Source organism: Pseudomonas sp. TS_SC_3 (assembly GCF_056156225.1).
Genome location: NZ_CM149586.1, coordinates 683943 through 701015, shown reverse-complemented (window position 1 = coordinate 701015; position 17073 = coordinate 683943). Strand labels below are relative to the sequence as shown.

The following is a 17073-nucleotide window of genomic DNA, read 5'->3' as shown; positions in this document are numbered from 1 at the left end:
TCCAGACATAAAAAAGGGCGACCTAAGTCGCCCAAATTGCCTTGCGTGCCCCTAAAACAGAATCAGCCCTGCTTGCGCTTGTGCGAATCCTGCCAGATGAAGTAACCGACACCGGCGAAGAAGGCGAGCATTAGACCGACGGTGCCGATACCGGCGAGAACTACGACATCGATAAACATGGTTGCCTCCTGCGTGAAGCCTGTGTGGGTATGGCTTCAAGTTAGCAGGGGCCGCTGAAGTGCTATTGATCCAGATCAACAAGCGTCAGGCACTTACCAGACAAGGCAGTGCTTAGCTGATCCAGATCAACAAATCAGCCTATCAAGGAGCCGCCTCAAGGCTTTTTCGGTTTGCCCTTGGGCTTTTTCTTGCCTTTGGGCAGCGGCAGGGCCTGTTCGAAGGCATCACGCATTTCATTGAGTTTTTTGTCGCGCAGGTCATGGATGCGCTTGTCGCGCTCAGCCGCGAAATCAATCAGCTTGTTGTCTTTGCTCATGGAGTTGGCTTGATCAATCGAAAGGTCAGGTTCAGACGTGGCGCACAGGGGCTGCGCGTTTTCGCCACTTGGTGTTGCCAATGATGCTGGGTTGGCCCGCGCATGACCAGCAGCGAACCATGCTGCAGCAGCAGTGAATGCTCGATACGACCCTGCCCTTTGCGGCGCAGGTCGAAGCGGCGAGTACCACCTAAATTTAGCGAGGCGATCAACGGATTAGCCCCCAGCTCAGCCTCATCATCGCTGTGCCAGCCCATAGAATCCTGACCGTCGCGGTAATAGTTGATTAACACGCCATTTAGCGGCTGCCCAACCGCTGCAGCCACTTGCGCGCGAATTTGCGCCAGCAGTGGTGTCCAGGGCAGTGGCTGATGGGTCAAGCCGGAGTAGCGGTAACGGGCCTCGGCATCGCCATACCAGGCCACCAGACGCGGCACCGGCAGTTGCCGGCCATAAATCTGCACCTGTGGCTGCTGCCAGGGCGTCTGCGTGGTTAACTCAGCCAGCCAGCGATCCGCGGTTACCGCGTCCAGCCACTGCGCATGTAACTCAAGCTCGGCGTTGGCCAGCCGCAATTGATGGTCGTCGAATAGATCCACAGGGCAACACTCACAAGGTGATGCCAGTAAGTGTGCACGCCTCAGACCTCCACATCCACCCATAGACCTTGACGCGGCAGCTCCTCCAACGCGGCTTCATCCGCTTCAGCCACCTCGCCCTCGGCAAGTTCCTGAGGCGTATAGCCGTGTCGACGCTGGCGGCGGCGCTGCTCCTCGCGTAGCAACACCTGTGCTTCCTGCGGATGCCGCTTATCCAGGCTAACACCGCTTTCCTTGGCGCTTTCGGCGGACGCCGTCACCGGCGGTATCTCCGGCCGTGGCTTGACCACGTCCTGCTGGACGGTCACGGGTACCAGGCTATGGGGGATTGGCGGCAGCATCTATTAAGCCCTCCTTTGGTCAGACTGTCGGCCAGCCTGGCCACGACTTGAGCACGACCTCACTACACTTTCGATCCACCTAACCACACAAAGTGCCCGATGCGCTGCAATGCGCCTTGGGCCTTAACCCAGGGTTCCGTTACCATAGTCGGCTTTTTCACGCGGGAGACAAGCATGGCGCAGTATGAACCGGGGCAACGCTGGATCAGTGACAGCGAAGCAGAGCTGGGTTTGGGAACCGTTTTGATGCAGGACGGCCGCATGCTCACCGTGCTCTACCCGGCCACCGGCGAAACGCGCCAGTATGCCCTGCGCAATGCGCCGTTGACCCGCGTACGCTTCTCGCCGGGCGATGAAATCACCCACTTTGAAGGCTGGAAGCTGACCGTGCAGGAAGTCGACGATGTCGACGGTCTGCTGGTCTATCACGGCCTCAATGCCCAGCATGAAAGCGTCACCCTGCCGGAAACCCAGCTGTCGAACTTTATCCAGTTCCGCCTGGCCAGCGATCGCCTGTTCGCCGGGCAGATCGACCCGCTACCTTGGTTCGCCCTGCGCTACCACACCTTGGATTACACCAGCCGTCAGTTGCAGTCCACGCTGTGGGGCCTGGGCGGCGTGCGGGCGCAACCGATTGCGCATCAGCTGCATATCGCTCGCGAAGTCGCCGACCGTATCGCCCCGCGCGTACTACTGGCCGACGAAGTGGGCCTGGGTAAAACCATCGAAGCCGGCCTGGTCATTCATCGCCAGTTGCTCTCTGGGCGCGTCAACCGCGTATTGATCCTGGTACCGGAAAATCTCCAGCACCAGTGGCTGGTGGAAATGCGCCGCCGCTTCAACCTGGATGTGGCGTTGTTTGATGAAGAGCGCTTTATCGAAAGCGATGCCGGCAACCCGTTCGAAGACTGCCAACTGGCGCTGGTTGCGCTGGAGTGGCTGTGCGAAGACGAGAAAGCCCAGGACGCCCTGTTTGCCGCCGGCTGGGACCTTTTGGTAGTCGACGAGGCGCACCACCTGGTTTGGCACCCAGAACATGCCAGCGCTGAATACGCGCTGGTTGAACAGCTCGCCGAAGTTATCCCCGGCGTACTGCTGCTAACGGCCACCCCGGAACAACTCGGCCAGGACAGCCACTTCGCTCGCCTGCGCCTGCTCGACCCGAATCGCTTCCATGATCTGGCCGCCTTCCGCGCCGAAAGCGAGCACTACAAACCGATTGCCGAAGCCGTACAGGAGCTGCTTGATAAAGGCCGCTTGTCCGATGCCGCGCACAAAACCATCCATGACTTCCTCGGCGAAAGCGGCGAAGAACTGCTCAGCGCCGTTAATGCGGGAGACAGCGATGCCTCCGCGCGCCTGGTGCGCGAGCTACTTGACCGCCATGGCACCGGCCGCCTGCTGTTTCGCAACACCCGCGCCGCCGTGCAGGGTTTCCCCGACCGTGAGCTGCACCCCTACCCGCTGTCCAGCCCTGACGAGTACATGGAGCTGCCCATCGGCGAGCATGCCGACCTATACCCGGAAGTTAGCTACCAGGCGCAGCCGGATGTCGATGAAGACCTGCGCTGGTGGAAGTTTGACCCGCGCGTTGAGTGGCTGATCGACACCCTGAAGATGCTCAAGAAGTTCAAGGTGCTGGTGATCTGCGCCCACGCCGAAACCGCGATGGATTTGGAAGACGCCCTGCGTGTGCGCAAAGGCATCCCGGCCACCGTGTTCCATGAAGGTATGAGCATCCTTGAGCGCGACCGCGCGGCGGCCTACTTCGCCGACGAAGAGTTCGGCGCCCAAGTGCTGATCTGCTCGGAAATCGGCTCGGAAGGCCGCAACTTCCAGTTTGCCCACCACCTGGTGCTATTCGATCTGCCAGCGCACCCCGACCTGCTTGAGCAGCGCATCGGCCGCCTCGACCGTATCGGCCAGAAGCACCGTATTCAGCTGCACGTGCCTTATCTGGAAAACAGCCCGCAAGAGCGCCTGTTCCAGTGGTATCACCACGCGCTGAATGCCTTCCTCGCCACCTGCCCAACCGGCAACGCCCTGCAGCACCAGTTTGGCAGCCGCCTGCTGCCGCTGCTGGAAAGCGGCGATGACGGCGAGTGGCAAACATTGGTCGATGAAGCCAAGGCCGAACGCATTCGCCTGGAAGGTGAGCTGCACGCCGGTCGTGACCGCCTGCTGGAACTCAACTCCGGCGGTGCTGGCGAAGGTGAGGCCCTGGTTGAGGCGATTCTTGAGCAGGATGACCAATTCGCCCTGCCAATCTACATGGAGCAGCTGTTCGACGCCTTCGGCATCGACAGTGAAGACCACTCCGACAACGCTCTGATCCTGCGGCCCAGCGAGAAAATGCTGGACGCCAGCTTCCCGCTTGGCGACGACGAAGGTGTCACCATCACCTACGACCGTGACATGGCGTTGGCCCGCGAGGACATGCAGTTCCTCACCTGGGAACACCCCATGGTGCAAGGCGGTATGGACCTGGTGCGCTCCGGTTCAATGGGTAATACCGGCGTCGCGCTGATCAAAAACAAGGCCCTGAAACCCGGTACCGTGCTGCTGGAAATGCTCTACGTCAGCGAAGTAGTCGCCCCACGCGCGCTGCAACTGGGTCGTTACCTGCCGCCTATCGCCTTGCGCTGCCTGCTCGATGCCAACGGCAACGACCTGGCGCATAAGGTGGCTTTCGTCACCCTCAACGAACAATTGGAAAGCGTGCCACGCGCCAGCGCCAACAAGTTCGTCCAGGCCCAGCGCGACAGCCTCAACCCGCTGATCAATGCCGGCGAAAGCAAGGTTGCACCGCGCCATAACGAACGCGTTGCAGAAGCCAAGCGCCGCCTGGCCGCCGAAACAGACGAGGAACTGGCGCGTTTGATCGCGTTGCAAGCGGTCAACCCCAGCGTACGCGACAGCGAACTCAACGCCCTGCGCCAGCTACGTGAGCAAGGCTTGGCCATGCTCGACAAAGCGGCGCTGCGCCTGGAAGCCATCCGCGTGCTGGTCGCGGGTTAACGGTTAGGTTTGCCCACCCAACAAAAGGCCCGCAATTGCGGGCCTTTTGTTGGGTGGCATGTGTACTTAGCCGGGCTCAACCTCGCTCATGCCCCGTTGCATGTGCGCCGCATCAGTCACAAAGCAGCGCGACGCTTGCAGCAGCGCCAGCATGGTCAGGAACAAGGCAACCGGAATCAAGTACATGGCGTTGTGCAGCCCCACAGCCTTGAAGGTTTCGTTCATTTCACTGGCTCCGGCTGCAAGCATCGCCGCATTGGAGTAGTAGTCTGACAACATGCCCACCGCCAATGGGCCAAGGCCACCACCCAGCAGGTACAAGCCGGCAAAGAACAATGCCATAGCGGTAGCACGCAGACGTGGCTCGATTACATCCTGAATCGCGGTGTAGACGCAGGTGTAGAAGTTATACGCAAACAGCCAGCCGATGCTGAACAAGGCCACAAATACGGCAATCTCGACGCGCCCAGCCAGCAAGGCATAGCCGGTGGCCACGGCAGCAATCAACATGCTCACTGCTGCAAACAGCAGACGCCCGGTCTGCCAACGCTGGTGGATCTTGTCCGCCAGCCAGCCGCCCAGGGTCAGGCCGACCAACCCGGTTAAGCCGACAATCACCCCGGTGGCCATCGCCGCTTGCTCCAGCGGCATCAGAAAGTAGCGCTGCAGCATCGGCACCATGAATGAGTTACAGGCATAGGTGGCGAAGTTGAAGGCCAGGCCAGCCATCACCAGCCACCAGAAGGTGCGAATCGCCAGCACCTTGCGCAGGGGTTTTTCCACCGCCGTGGTGCGCGACTGCACGCTCTCAGCCGCGCCACGCTCGGGTTCTTTGATAAAGAACATAAACAGCGCGAGGATCAGCCCCGGCACCGCCGCAATAAAGAACGGTGCACGCCAGCTGTCGAACGCTTTAACCATCGCACCGATGGTGAAGAACGCCAGCAGCAGGCCAATCGGCAAACCGAGCATAAAGATGCCCATGGCGCGCGCACGCTTGTGCGCCGGGAACAGATCACCGATCAGTGAGTTGGCCGCCGGCGCATAGCTGGCTTCGCCAATGCCCACGCCCATACGAATCAGCAGGAAGCTCCAGAAATTCCAGGCCAAGCCGTTGACTGCGGTCAGACCGCTCCAGGCTGCTAACCCCCAGCCCATGATCTTGCGCCGCGCGCCGGTATCGGCCATGCGCCCCAGCGGAACGCCGGCAATCGCATAAACGATGGTAAAGGCGGTACCGATCAAGCCCAGCTGCAGGTCGCTCAGATCCCATTCCATGCGGATCGGCTCAATGATGATCGCCGGAATGGTGCGGTCAAAAAAGTTGAACAGGTTGGCGAGAAAAAGCAGGAACAGAATGCGCCAGGCATTCGCCGCTTGTAGGGATTGCTGCTGCATGGAATCCATCTCTATTTGTTGTTATCGAAGCAGGTCGGTGACACGTGGCCAGCCGCCATATACAGCATGTGCAGGCTCAATCTAGAGCCTTGCGCCAAGGCTGTCAGTGACTATTTGTTGCGTGTATGCCGGGTAATGGCCGCCTAGGCCAGCATGTAAGTCACAAAACGCCTCAAAAAAACGCTGGATAAGCCTCAGTAAAAGCGCGTGCAACAGCGAGATCTTCTATTTTTCATGCTACAAACAAGCGTGTTGAGCGCAATGTGGCCATTTGCCCACCTAACCCAGTTAGCCGCCGGACTGTCTCTAAATGAAAACAAAAAAAGACGCTGTGACCTCCCCCGCGACCGAAGCCACCCTGGCTGACCTGGCTGACCTGGCTGATACCCTGCTCGCCCCACTCGAACCCGCAGCCCCGCAGCAACCGCCCATGCGGCTGGACAGCAGCGGCGAGCAGTACATGTATTTCACCGAGCGCGACATTGATCGCATCCTCGATAACCTCGACGGTCTGCGCAGCCTGGTATTCCCGCCTGCGCCGCAGGATGACGACCACGATCGGAGCGGGCAGCACTTCCCCTCGGTGTGCCTGATCGGCCTCGGCCGCTGTGGCTCGAACATCGCCCTGGATGTTGCCTCACTGGTATACAACGCCCGGCAGTTTTACCTGAGCGAGTTCAACAACGAAGAAAAGACCGTAGCCGAGCAGGATTTTCGCCCCACGCGCTGGATTCGCAGCAACCTGTTGCGCGCACCGAGCAAGGACAGCAAGCCAGTTTTCCTGATAGAACCCCTGGTGATGCTCGGCGACCTGGATAAAGACATCGAGGGACGCATCCGCTTTTCGCGTAAAGGTGAAACCAGCGGTTTTTTAAGCGACTACAGCAAAATGAAAATCATGGACCTGTCCGAGGTGCATGCTGGCGGTGCCGGTAATGCGCCAATTCTCGGGCAGTATCTGGCCAAGATCATTCTGAACAAGGACACCCAGCGCTTCACCAACGAAGACTGGAAGTTCATCCACAGCTATTTGATTGACTCCTGCGGGATCAAGGCCAACCAATCGCGTTTGTATTTCTACATTTTTAGCGCCGGCGGCGGTACCGGCTCGGGTATGGCGTCGGAATTCGGCCTGGCCCAGCAGTTTGCCTACATGAGCAAAACCTTCGACACCAAGAGCTTCGAAGAAACCCCGGAGAACCGCGATCACAGCTTCGTCTTCGAACCCATTTTCACCAGCGGTATCTGCATCCTGCCGAACATCTCTGACCAACGCAGCGAAATGTCCGAGGCCCTGCACATCAACGCCGGCCGCCTACTGTGTAAATACCTCGCCGAAGAATGGGACTTCTCCTACAACTTCGATAACGAAGAGAACAGCGAAGCCAGCGTGATGCGTCGCATCCGCCCGTGGAACGCGATGATGCTGATCTCCAACGACATCATGCGCTACGCCGAAGAGAGCGACGACGGCAATATCCAGAACATCGACGTCAACGCCATGGAGCGTCACGCCAACCAGTACATCTCGCAGCAGATTTTCAACATCCTCACCGCCCAGGCGGTGACCACCGATTACGACCAGAACTACTTCCGCCGTGCCGGCATTGATATTGGCGAAACCATCCGCCTGGACGCCAACGACCTGTTTATGAGCCTCGCCGGCCCGGTGGCCGTGGCCTATGCCGAATCAGTTGTGCCCGAGCAGAGCGCAGCGGTGTTGGACAAGTTCCGCGTACTGGAAAAAGAGCCGTCGCGGCTGAATATTGACGACCTGTTCTTCCGCTCCATCGACCTGCCGCACTTCAACAAGGTCACTCAGGCCATTGAAGGCATCAGCCTGCTGCCGATCGAGTCCAAGCGTTACCGCGAAGCGCTGGATGAGTACAAAAAATCCAATTTCAACGCCGCCAAACTCAGCGACCTGCACTTCTTCAAGAACTGCTCCTCGGTGGTGTCGATCGTCTCGCTGCCAAAGGACTACAAGCTGTCCTATATGGACCTGAACCGGCTCAAGACCCACCTCAACAGCCTGTTCCCCAACACCACGCTGAAGCGCTATGCGCTGGTGATCGGCGCCTCGGCCAACCTGTCGCTAACCACCCTAATCGCCAAGAGCCCGTGCCTGTCGGATGATTTTCTGACCCTGATCGTGGCCTTTATCAAACGCTGCTTCGCCCGCGACCCGCACCGCTTCGATGAGAGCCTGGACAACGCCATTCTCGATTTCATCATGAGCGATGAGTTCGACGAGGTACGCGTTGACGCCATGCTCAACGAGTTTGAGAACCCGGCGAAAATCCTCGACACCAACTGGTATGCGATCAAGCCGATGTACGAAAAGAAGTACCGCGAGCTGATTCATGATCAGAGCAAGTTCGTCTCGATCAACGACATTCGCCTGTCACGCGACAGCGTAAAAAAAGCCATCAAGTACCTGCGCGAGATCTACCGCCACCGCATTGGCAAGACCCGGGTTATCTCGCTCAACAAGTACGCCGAAGACAAGCCCGAGTAAGCCACTGCAACCTGCAACCCGAGATCAATCGGATTGCAGGTAGGTGCTTAGCTCTCGCGCCATTTACTCAACCAGCCAAGGCTGGCCTGGGTGCCGGCTTCGCCCGGTCGATATTCGGCCGCCAACCAGCCCTGATAGCCACTGTCACGCAGCGCCGTCAGCAGCGGCGCGAACTGCAGCTCGCCAGTGCCCGGCGCACCGCGCCCCGGGTAATCGGCAAACTGCACATGACCGATATTCCCGGCCAGCAGAGCGATACCCGCCTGTATATCCAGTTTCTGGCGCGCCATGTGGTAAAGGTCGTACTGCGCCGTCAGGTTAGGGTGAGCCACGGCCTTGAGCAGCGCATCCAACTGCGCCGGGGTATTGATCAGAAAGCCCTGCATATCCAGCGGATTGATCGCCTCCACCACCACGCCAATACCTAATAACTGAAAAGCCTCGGCGGCCTGGCGCAAGTTAGCCACCAGGCAGGCATGCGCCTGCTCTTGATCAAGCCCTGGCGCCAAACGTCCCGGCAGCACATTAACCAACGCCGGACGCACCATCGCCGCATAACTCAGGGCCTCCTGCAACGCGGCATCAAACTCGCCCTGACGCGCAGGCACCACGGCCAAGCCTGGGCCGCCGCTCATCAAATCACCGGTAGGCAGGTTGATCAGGCGCAGCGGCATGCCTGCAGCGGCCAGCGCTTCTTTCAAGCGAATGGCCGGCAACTCATAGGGAAACTGGATTTCCACGCCATCAAAGCCAGCAGCGGCGGCAGCCACCACTCGGTCAATCAGCGGCAACTCGGTAAAGAGTAGCGACAGGTTGGCGGCGATCTTCATGCCTGTGGCTCTTGCGGCTGTGGCTTGCGGTACAGCTGCACCAGCGTCGCTGGGTCGCGCTCCAAATTGCCCTGGCTGCCATGTTGGCGCATTAGCTGCGCGGCCAGGCCACTGAGCGGCGTGGCCGAACCGATCTGTTGCGACAGTTTGACTGCCGTATCCAGATCCTTAAGTAGGGTACGCACATGCCATTTGACCGGCTCGAACTGGCTCTCGGCCATCTGCGGTGTAAGAATCTGCAGCGGCTTGGAATCAGCGAAACCACCGGCCAGCGCTGGCGCGATCAAGCTGGCATCAACCCCAGCCTGTTCTGCCAGGGCCACTACTTCAGCGATCACTAGGGCGTTACAGGCGACGATCATCTGGTTGCACACCTTGGTCACCTGGCCCGCGCCGACGTCGCCCATGCGCGTCAGGCGTTGCCCAAGGTGCGCGAGGATCGGCCGCACCCGCCCGATGTCCTCGACCCGACCACCGGCCATAATCGCCAGTGTGCCGTTGGCTGCGCCGGGTGTGCCACCGGACACAGGCGCATCAACCCAATGCATGCCGCAGCGGGCGTGCAGCTCAGCGGCCATTTCGCGGGTGGCCGCAGGCTCTAAGCTGGAAAAATCCACCAGTACCTGTCCAGGCTTGGCCGTTTCAGCAATGCCGCCGGGGCCAAATACCACCTCACGCACCACCTCAGTGTTTGCCAAACAGAGCATGACGATATCGGCCTGAGCACAGAGCTGCCCGGGGCTCGCCATAACCTGCGCGCCCAACGCGTGCAGTGGCGCGCACTTATCAGGGGAACGGTTCCAAACGCTCAGCGGATAACCGGCAGCAAGTAGCCGCTGGGTCATGGGCAGCCCCATTAGACCGATACCCGCAAATGCCAATGTAGGAAGGGATGTGGGCATAGACAGACTCCGACTCATTGATGGCCACTATCTTAACGTAGCCTGCGCCAGAGCCTGCCTCATCAGCGCCGCGAACGGGCTTACAGGCCGTCTTTTTCCAGGTGATCCAGGTTGACCGGCTCGCCGCTGTGCGCATTGAGCTTGGCGCGAATGTCCTCAAACATCAGGTCGTATTCGGCATGGTTACGCATGATCAGGCCACGGTTGGTCGGCACGCCATGTTTACGCGCCAAACGGGTGGCCACACTGGCGAAGTTGAAGGCCGTGTCGCGGTGCAGCTCGAAAACCTCTTCAAAGACCTTGCCGTCCACCTGCCCTTGCATACGCATGTGCAACATCGGACCTTCATTCGGGTCTAGGCGCACGTCGTAGTACAGGTCAACGCTGAACAATGGTGACCCGGCCGTGGCCACGGTGTTGGCGCGATGTAGATGCCCTGGTTCAAACATGTCGACAGCTCCTGTAATCCGTTCGCGGTGCTGCCCGCATAGTGGCTCAAAATGAGAAGTGACGCATGCGCCAGATCAGTGCAGCGGCGCGGGTTTAATACGCTCCTGCGCCAGCACCCAGGGCGCCACGACCACCGCCCACAGCTCTGGCTCGCGGCTTAGCAGGTCTTCAGCGCGGCTGTCGTCAACCTTACTCAACACACCTGCGGCCAGCCAGGCGGCCACTTTAACCTGGTCATTCTGCGCCAAGGCCTGCGCAACTTCGATCAAATCGTGCGTAGCGTCGACCCACAACAACGCGCCACGGGCGAAGGTCGGCTGCAGCTCCTGCCAGGTGATAGCGGCCGTTTCGCCAAGCAGCTTGGCATAGAGGGTGCTAGGTTGTTCTGCGATGAGACGCTCAGACATACATTGCCCTGTTAGTGATGGCCGTATTAGGAATCGGCCGCCATGATAGCGTCGCCCCAGCAGCTGGCAAATTCGCGACGTCATCAACGGCGAGAAAGACACGCCGTTTTTCTATACATTCATTGCGTTAACGCGACATCCCGAGGTTTTGCCCCCAGCAAGTCGCTTTTCAAGCCGCGAAGCAGCGCTCTACACTGCACCGGTACAGTTGCCGGGGGGATGGCCGGGGAAACAACCCGGTTCTGCAGCTTTGGCCGCCAGAACTACAATAATCAAAACCAATAAGAGTGGAGCATTATGAACAAGGCTACTAAGCAGATTTCCAAACTGTTTGCCGCCATGGCCATGGCTGGCGTTGCCAGCTACTCGGTTGCAGCAGACACCATCAAAATTGGCCTGGCAGGCCCTGTCACCGGCGCAGTCGCGCAGTACGGTGAAATGCAGTTCATCGGTGCCAAAATGGCCATCGAGCAGATCAACAAAGCCGGCGGGGTTAACGGCGCCATGCTCGAAGGCGTGGTGTATGACGACGCCTGCGATCCGAAACAAGCGGTTGCTGTCGCCAACAAGATCGTCAACGACGAAGTTAAATTCGTTGTTGGTCACCTCTGCTCCAGCTCCACTCAGCCAGCGTCCGATATTTATGAAGACGAAGGCATCCTGATGATTACCGCGGCATCCACCAGCCCGGACATCACCTCACGCGGCTATGAACTGGTGTTTCGCACCATCGGCCTGGACAGCCTGCAAGGCCCAACCGCCGGTAACTTCATTGCTGACAACGTCAAGCCGCAAGCGGTTGCTGTTATCCACGACAAGCAACAATACGGTGAAGGCATCGCCACTGCTGTCAAGCAGACCCTGGAAAGCAAAGGCACCAAGGTTGTTCTGTTCGAAGGCATTAACGCCGGCGACAAAGACTTCTCCTCAATGATCTCCAAGCTCAAGCAAGCCGGTGTTGATTTCGTTTACTACGGCGGCTACCACCCTGAGTTGGGCCTGCTGCTGCGCCAAGCGTCCGAGAAAGGCCTGAAGGTCAAGTTCATGGGCCCAGAAGGCGTGGGCAACAAGGAAATCTCGGCCATCGCCGGCCCGGCTTCCGAAGGCATGTTGGTAACCCTGCCGAAGTCGTTCGATCAGGACCCACGCAACCAGGCACTGGTTGATGCATTCAAGGCCAAGAACGAAGACCCAAGCGGCCCGTTTGTATTCCCGGCCTATGCCGCTGTTCAGGTGATTGCTGAAGGCATCACTAAAGCAGGCGATACCGACACCGCTAAAGTGGCCGCAGCCCTGCGCGCCAACAGCTTCGACACCCCGACAGGCAACCTGAGCTTCGATGAAAAGGGTGACCTGAAGGATTTCAGCTTCGTGGTTTACGAATGGCACCAGGACGGCACCAAGACCGAAGCCAAGTAAGCCTCCCCGCCTGAACCCAAAGCCCACTGCACCTGCCGTGGGCTTTGCTTATTAGAAGAATTCCGGTTGCATGCTGCGCCACTGGCGCTGCCTTGCGTGCCACCCAGGAGTTAGGCAATGCCTGATCTGTATCACTACCTGCAACAGCTGGTTAACGGTCTGACCGTTGGCAGCACTTACGCCCTGATAGCCATCGGCTACACCATGGTTTACGGCATTATCGGCATGATCAACTTCGCCCACGGCGAGGTTTACATGATCGGCTCCTATGTCGCCTTTATCGTGATTGCCGGCTTGACCCTGATGGGCCTGGACAGCCTGCCGCTGTTGATGATCGCCGCCTTCGCCGGCAGCATCATTATTGCCAGCGCCTACGGCTACAGCATCGAACGGGTCGCCTACCGCCCCTTGCGTGGTGGTAACCGTTTGATCCCGCTGATCTCCGCCATCGGTATGTCGATTTTCCTGCAAAACGAAATACTGCTGGCTCAGGACTCAAAAGACAAAGCCATCCCCAACCTGCTGCCTGGCAACTTTGTGCTGGGTGAAAGTGCGATGAATGGCGTGGTGATTTCCTACATGCAGGTGCTGATCTTCGTCGTCACCTTCGTGGTGATGCTGGCGCTGACCGCGTTCATTTCGCGCTCACGCCTGGGCCGCGCCTGCCGCGCCTGTGCCGAAGACATCAAGATGGCTAACCTGTTGGGCATCAACACCAACAACATCATTGCCCTGACCTTTGTCATCGGTGCGGCACTGGCCGGTGTTGCCGCTGTGTTGCTGGGCATGCAATACGGCGTAATCAACCCACACTTGGGCTTCCTCGCCGGGATCAAGGCCTTCACCGCCGCAGTTCTGGGCGGAATTGGCAGCATTCCAGGCGCAGTACTGGGCGGGCTGTTGCTGGGCCTGGCCGAAGCATTCGGTGCCGACATCTTCGGTGATCAATACAAGGACGTGGTGGCCTTCAGCCTGTTGATTCTGGTTTTGCTGTTCCGCCCGACAGGCATCCTCGGTCGTCCGGAGGTTGAAAAAGTATGAGTACCTCCATCGCAAAAAACCTCAAGACCGCGATTTTCAGTGCCCTGCTGGTGTTGGCTGTGGCCTATCCGGTGCTTGGCCTGAAGCTGACGACCGTGGGGATCAAGCTTGAAGTGCAAGGTGCCAGCCCAGCCATTGTCTGGACCATTATCGGTTGCGCCATCGCCATGTTCTTTTGGCAGTTGTTCCGCAGCCAACTGAGTGCGGCCTGGGGCCAGGTACCCAGCCTGCCCAGCGTCCCGAGCAAGGCGAGTAACTTCCTCACCCTGCCCTCGACACAGCGCTGGATTATCCTCGGTCTGATCATGGTCGCCCTCGCCTGGCCGTTCTTTGGTTCGCGCGGCGCGGTGGACATCGCCACACTGATCCTGATCTACGTGATGCTCGGCCTCGGCCTGAACATCGTGGTCGGCCTGGCTGGCTTGCTTGATCTGGGTTACGTCGGGTTCTACGCGGTCGGAGCCTACAGCTACGCGCTGCTGTCGCACTATTACGGCCTGGGCTTCTGGGTATGCCTACCGATTGCCGGCCTGATGGCGGCGTTCTTCGGTTTTATCCTGGGCTTTCCGGTGCTGCGCCTGCGTGGTGACTATTTGGCCATTGTGACCCTCGGCTTTGGCGAAATCATCCGCATCCTGCTGCGTAACATGACCGACCTCACAGGCGGCCCTAACGGCATCAGCAACATCGACAAACCGACGTTGTTCGGCCTGTCGTTCGAGCGCCGCGCGGCCGAAGGTATGCAAACCTTCCACGAGTATTTCGGCATCGCCTACAACTCGATCAACAAGGTGATCTTCCTCTACCTGATCGCACTGTTGCTGGTGTTGCTGACCCTGTTCGTAATCAATCGCCTGCTGCGCATGCCGATTGGCCGGGCCTGGGAAGCACTGCGTGAGGACGAAATCGCCTGCCGCGCGCTGGGCATGAACCCAACCGTGATCAAACTCTCGGCTTTTACCCTGGGGGCGACCTTCGCCGGTTTCGCCGGCAGCTTCTTCGCCGCGCGCCAAGGTCTGGTGACACCGGAGTCGTTCACCTTTATCGAGTCAGCGATCATTCTGGCCATCGTGGTACTGGGCGGCATGGGCTCGCAACTCGGCATTATTCTCGCTGCGGTGGTGATGATCCTGCTGCCTGAGTTGATGCGTGAGTTCAGCGAGTACCGCATGCTGATGTTCGGCGCGCTGATGGTATTCATGATGATCTGGCGTCCGCAGGGTTTGCTGCCCATGCAACGTCCGCACTTGGAGCTGAAACGATGAGCCGCGCGATTCTAGAAGTAAGCGGCCTGTCCATGCGCTTCGGCGGCCTGCTGGCCGTCAATGGAGTGGGCTTATCCGTGCAAGAGAAACAAGTGGTGTCGATGATCGGCCCGAATGGGGCCGGCAAGACCACCGTCTTCAACTGCCTGACCGGTTTCTACCAGCCTACGTCCGGCAGTATCAGCCTGGATGGTGAGCACATCGAAGGCCTGCCGGGCCACAAGATCGCCCGTAAAGGCGTGGTGCGCACCTTCCAGAACGTGCGCCTGTTCAAGGACATGACTGCGGTGGAGAACTTGCTGGTGGCGCAACATCGCCACCTCAACACCAACTTCCTCTCCGGGCTGTTCAAGACCCCAGCGTTTCGCAAAAGCGAGCACGAGGCCATGGACTACGCCGCGCATTGGCTGGATCAGGTCAACCTGACCGAATTCGCCAACCGCCCGGCCGGCACCCTCGCCTACGGTCAGCAACGCCGCCTGGAAATTGCCCGCTGCATGATGACGCGTCCGCGCATCCTTATGCTCGACGAACCCGCTGCCGGTCTCAACCCGCGCGAGACCGACGACCTTAAGGCACTGATCGGCATGTTGCGTGATCAGCACAACGTAACGGTGCTGCTAATCGAGCACGACATGAAGCTGGTCATGAGCATTTCCGACCACATTTACGTGATCAACCAGGGCACGCCCCTGGCGGACGGTACGCCGGAGCAGATCCGCGAAAACCCGGACGTGATCAAAGCCTACCTGGGGGAAGCGTGATGCTGTATTTCGAGAACGTTTCCACCTTCTACGGCAAGATCCAGGCACTGCACGACGTTAACGTTGAAGTGCGTCAGGGTGAGATCGTCACCCTGATCGGTGCCAACGGGGCCGGTAAATCAACCCTGCTGATGACTCTCTGCGGCTCGCCCCAGGCAAGCAGCGGCAGCATCCGCTACCAAGGTGAAGAGCTGATCGGCCAGGACACCCCGAGCATCATGCGCAAGAGCATTGCCGTGGTGCCGGAGGGTCGCCGGGTGTTCTCCCGCCTGACCGTGGAAGAAAACCTGGTGATGGGCGGCTTCTTCGGCAGCAAGGCCGATAATCAGGAACAGCTGGACAAGGTGTTGCACCTGTTCCCGCGCCTGAAAGAGCGCTTTGCCCAGCGTGCAGGCACCATGTCCGGCGGTGAGCAGCAGATGCTCGCCATCGGTCGCGCGCTGATGAGCAAGCCCAAACTGCTGCTACTTGATGAGCCGTCGCTGGGCCTGGCTCCGATCATCATTCAGCAGATCTTCGACATCATCGAACAGCTGCGCAGGGACGGGGTAACGGTGTTCCTGGTCGAGCAAAACGCCAACCAGGCGCTCAAACTGGCCGACCGTGGCTATGTGCTGGAGAACGGCCGGATCGTTATGCAGGGCAGCGGCCATGAGCTGCTGAATGACCCGAAGGTGCGCGACGCTTACTTGGGTGGCTAACCATCCCTGCGATAAAAAACCGCTCTTATGGGCGGTTTTTTATGGGTGAATACACGGCAACGTTCGGCATAAGCTGCAATTGTCGGCAGATTTATCGCCGCCGTCCGCCTGATCTTCCGTGCATAGCCGCGCCGGGCAGTTACAATGGCGGCCCTTTGTTTATTGATGACTGCTTTTTATGACCGAGCCTGTTCGCCTGTCCAAACGCCTGATCGAAGTGGTTGGCTGTTCGCGCCGTGAGGCCGAGCTGTATATCGAGGGCGGTTGGGTAACAGTGGATGGTGTGGTTGTCGAAGAGCCGCAGTTCAAAGTCGGCGAACAGCGCGTCGAACTGCTGGCAGATGCCGTATTGACGCCCGTCGAACCAGTAACGCTGCTGCTGCATGTGCCTGCCGGACACTACCCCGATCGTGCAATCGAGAGCATCAGCGCAGCCACTCACCGGGCGGATGACGCCTGCGGCATTCGCCCATTGAAAAGCCACTTCGCCCGCCTGATTAGCTGCGCACCGCTGCAAACCGGCGCCGACGGCCTGCATGTGCTGACCCAGGACTGGCGCATCGAGCGCAAGCTTAAAGAAGACCTGAACAAGCTTGAGCAGGAATATGTGGTTGAGGTCATCGGTACCTTAAGCAATAGCCAGCTCAAACGCTTGGCTCACGGCCTGACCTTCAATGGCGTGGCCTTGCCTCCGTGCAAAGTCAGCTGGCAGAACGAAACCCGCCTGCGCTTCGCCCTCAAGAACCCCCTGCCTGGGCAGATCGTGTTTATGTGCAACAGCGTCGACCTCAAGGTGCTGGGCATGAAGCGCATCCGTATCGGCGGCGTGTCGATGGGCAAAGTAATGCCCGGGCAATGGCGCTACCTGGCTGGCAAAGAACGCTTCTAATTTTTTAGCTGATGCGCTTTGTGCATCAGCCCTTT

17 protein-coding genes are annotated in these 17073 nt (G+C 59.2%); 8 read left to right on the top strand and 9 right to left on the bottom strand.

Annotation, left to right across the window (positions count from 1 at the left end; all coding sequences use genetic code 11):
• Positions 1 to 62 precede the first annotated feature (62 nt).
• The 4 genes from ccoM to AC0J6G_RS03340 form a co-directional block, all read right to left on the bottom strand.
• Entirely contained in the window at positions 63 to 179 is a 117-nt protein-coding gene (ccoM, locus tag AC0J6G_RS03355) for a cytochrome c oxidase subunit CcoM (RefSeq protein ID WP_475251280.1), read from the bottom strand.
• A 155-nt stretch (positions 180 to 334) separates the two neighbouring features.
• Positions 335 to 496, bottom strand: a complete 162-nt coding sequence (locus tag AC0J6G_RS03350; RefSeq protein ID WP_475251278.1) for a hypothetical protein — start codon at positions 494 to 496, stop codon at positions 335 to 337.
• Positions 493 to 1095, bottom strand: a complete 603-nt coding sequence (locus tag AC0J6G_RS03345; protein WP_475251276.1) for an alpha-ketoglutarate-dependent dioxygenase AlkB family protein — start codon at positions 1093 to 1095, stop codon at positions 493 to 495. Before AC0J6G_RS03345 ends, AC0J6G_RS03350 begins: the two co-directional genes overlap by 4 nt.
• Positions 1096 to 1136: 41 nt before the next feature.
• The gene (locus AC0J6G_RS03340) at positions 1137 to 1436 is read right to left on the bottom strand and encodes an aspartate-semialdehyde dehydrogenase (protein ID WP_475251274.1); all 300 of its coding nucleotides are present in this window, start codon (positions 1434 to 1436) and stop codon (positions 1137 to 1139) included.
• Between the two features lie 174 nt (positions 1437 to 1610).
• Here AC0J6G_RS03340 and rapA point away from each other — a divergent pair, with 174 nt between their 5' ends.
• Positions 1611 to 4454 (top strand): RNA polymerase-associated protein RapA, encoded by a 2844-nt coding sequence (rapA, locus tag AC0J6G_RS03335; protein ID WP_475251272.1) that lies wholly within the window; start codon positions 1611 to 1613, stop codon positions 4452 to 4454.
• A 66-nt stretch (positions 4455 to 4520) separates the two neighbouring features.
• Here rapA and AC0J6G_RS03330 read toward each other — a convergent pair whose 3' ends face one another.
• Positions 4521 to 5852 carry a spinster family MFS transporter gene (locus AC0J6G_RS03330; RefSeq protein ID WP_475251270.1) on the bottom strand — a complete coding sequence of 444 codons (1332 nt, stop codon included), beginning with the start codon at positions 5850 to 5852 and terminating at the stop codon, positions 4521 to 4523.
• Positions 5853 to 6162: 310 nt separating this feature from the next.
• On the opposite strand from AC0J6G_RS03330, the gene AC0J6G_RS03325 reads away from it, so the two are divergent.
• Positions 6163 to 8370 carry a hypothetical protein gene (locus AC0J6G_RS03325; protein ID WP_475251268.1) on the top strand — a complete coding sequence of 736 codons (2208 nt, stop codon included), beginning with the start codon at positions 6163 to 6165 and terminating at the stop codon, positions 8368 to 8370.
• Positions 8371 to 8417: 47 nt separating this feature from the next.
• Here AC0J6G_RS03325 and AC0J6G_RS03320 read toward each other — a convergent pair whose 3' ends face one another.
• The 4 genes from AC0J6G_RS03320 to AC0J6G_RS03305 all read right to left on the bottom strand — a co-directional run bounded on the left by AC0J6G_RS03320 (position 8418) and on the right by AC0J6G_RS03305 (position 10944).
• Entirely contained in the window at positions 8418 to 9200 is a 783-nt protein-coding gene (locus AC0J6G_RS03320) for a hydroxypyruvate isomerase family protein (protein WP_475251266.1), read from the bottom strand.
• Positions 9197 to 10102: an NAD(P)-dependent oxidoreductase gene (locus AC0J6G_RS03315; RefSeq protein WP_475251264.1), complete on the bottom strand. Its 906-nt coding sequence runs from the start codon at positions 10100 to 10102 to the stop codon at positions 9197 to 9199. Before AC0J6G_RS03315 ends, AC0J6G_RS03320 begins: the two co-directional genes overlap by 4 nt.
• A gap of 80 nt (positions 10103 to 10182) precedes the next feature.
• Positions 10183 to 10551, bottom strand: coding sequence for a DUF5064 family protein (locus AC0J6G_RS03310; RefSeq protein ID WP_475251262.1), 369 nt, complete (start codon positions 10549 to 10551; stop codon positions 10183 to 10185).
• 75 nt (positions 10552 to 10626) lie between these two features.
• A complete protein-coding gene (locus AC0J6G_RS03305) occupies positions 10627 to 10944 on the bottom strand; it encodes a DUF2288 domain-containing protein (RefSeq protein ID WP_475253572.1) in 318 nt (105 codons plus the stop codon).
• A 312-nt stretch (positions 10945 to 11256) separates the two neighbouring features.
• Here AC0J6G_RS03305 and AC0J6G_RS03300 point away from each other — a divergent pair, with 312 nt between their 5' ends.
• The 6 genes from AC0J6G_RS03300 to AC0J6G_RS03275 all read left to right on the top strand — a co-directional run bounded on the left by AC0J6G_RS03300 (position 11257) and on the right by AC0J6G_RS03275 (position 17038).
• Positions 11257 to 12378: a branched-chain amino acid ABC transporter substrate-binding protein gene (locus tag AC0J6G_RS03300; protein ID WP_475251260.1), complete on the top strand. Its 1122-nt coding sequence runs from the start codon at positions 11257 to 11259 to the stop codon at positions 12376 to 12378.
• Positions 12379 to 12495: 117 nt separating this feature from the next.
• The gene (livH, locus tag AC0J6G_RS03295) at positions 12496 to 13419 is read left to right on the top strand and encodes a high-affinity branched-chain amino acid ABC transporter permease LivH (protein ID WP_475251258.1); all 924 of its coding nucleotides are present in this window, start codon (positions 12496 to 12498) and stop codon (positions 13417 to 13419) included.
• The gene (locus AC0J6G_RS03290; protein WP_475251256.1) at positions 13416 to 14684 is read left to right on the top strand and encodes a high-affinity branched-chain amino acid ABC transporter permease LivM; all 1269 of its coding nucleotides are present in this window, start codon (positions 13416 to 13418) and stop codon (positions 14682 to 14684) included. The genes livH and AC0J6G_RS03290 overlap by 4 nt, the downstream gene beginning before the upstream one ends.
• Positions 14681 to 15448 (top strand): high-affinity branched-chain amino acid ABC transporter ATP-binding protein LivG, encoded by a 768-nt coding sequence (gene livG, locus AC0J6G_RS03285; protein ID WP_475251254.1) that lies wholly within the window; start codon positions 14681 to 14683, stop codon positions 15446 to 15448. The genes AC0J6G_RS03290 and livG overlap by 4 nt, the downstream gene beginning before the upstream one ends.
• Positions 15448 to 16149: an ABC transporter ATP-binding protein gene (locus tag AC0J6G_RS03280; protein WP_475251252.1), complete on the top strand. Its 702-nt coding sequence runs from the start codon at positions 15448 to 15450 to the stop codon at positions 16147 to 16149. Before livG ends, AC0J6G_RS03280 begins: the two co-directional genes overlap by 1 nt.
• A 178-nt stretch (positions 16150 to 16327) precedes the next feature.
• On the top strand, positions 16328 to 17038 hold the full coding sequence (locus AC0J6G_RS03275; protein ID WP_475251250.1) for an rRNA pseudouridine synthase: 711 nt from the start codon (positions 16328 to 16330) through the stop codon (positions 17036 to 17038).
• Positions 17039 to 17073 lie beyond the last annotated feature (35 nt).

Coding starts and splice junctions, on each gene's coding strand:
- ccoM (WP_475251280.1), bottom strand. CDS start 179: ATGTTTATCGATGTCGTAGTTCTCGCCGGTATCGGCACCGTCGGTCTA.
- AC0J6G_RS03350 (WP_475251278.1), bottom strand. CDS start 496: ATGAGCAAAGACAACAAGCTGATTGATTTCGCGGCTGAGCGCGACAAG.
- AC0J6G_RS03340 (WP_475251274.1), bottom strand. CDS start 1,436: ATGCTGCCGCCAATCCCCCATAGCCTGGTACCCGTGACCGTCCAGCAG.
- rapA (WP_475251272.1), top strand. CDS start 1,611: ATGGCGCAGTATGAACCGGGGCAACGCTGGATCAGTGACAGCGAAGCA.
- AC0J6G_RS03330 (WP_475251270.1), bottom strand. CDS start 5,852: ATGCAGCAGCAATCCCTACAAGCGGCGAATGCCTGGCGCATTCTGTTC.
- AC0J6G_RS03325 (WP_475251268.1), top strand. CDS start 6,163: ATGAAAACAAAAAAAGACGCTGTGACCTCCCCCGCGACCGAAGCCACC.
- AC0J6G_RS03320 (WP_475251266.1), bottom strand. CDS start 9,200: ATGAAGATCGCCGCCAACCTGTCGCTACTCTTTACCGAGTTGCCGCTG.
- AC0J6G_RS03315 (WP_475251264.1), bottom strand. CDS start 10,102: ATGCCCACATCCCTTCCTACATTGGCATTTGCGGGTATCGGTCTAATG.
- AC0J6G_RS03310 (WP_475251262.1), bottom strand. CDS start 10,551: ATGTTTGAACCAGGGCATCTACATCGCGCCAACACCGTGGCCACGGCC.
- AC0J6G_RS03300 (WP_475251260.1), top strand. CDS start 11,257: ATGAACAAGGCTACTAAGCAGATTTCCAAACTGTTTGCCGCCATGGCC.
- livH (WP_475251258.1), top strand. CDS start 12,496: ATGCCTGATCTGTATCACTACCTGCAACAGCTGGTTAACGGTCTGACC.
- AC0J6G_RS03290 (WP_475251256.1), top strand. CDS start 13,416: ATGAGTACCTCCATCGCAAAAAACCTCAAGACCGCGATTTTCAGTGCC.
- livG (WP_475251254.1), top strand. CDS start 14,681: ATGAGCCGCGCGATTCTAGAAGTAAGCGGCCTGTCCATGCGCTTCGGC.
- AC0J6G_RS03280 (WP_475251252.1), top strand. CDS start 15,448: ATGCTGTATTTCGAGAACGTTTCCACCTTCTACGGCAAGATCCAGGCA.
- AC0J6G_RS03275 (WP_475251250.1), top strand. CDS start 16,328: ATGACCGAGCCTGTTCGCCTGTCCAAACGCCTGATCGAAGTGGTTGGC.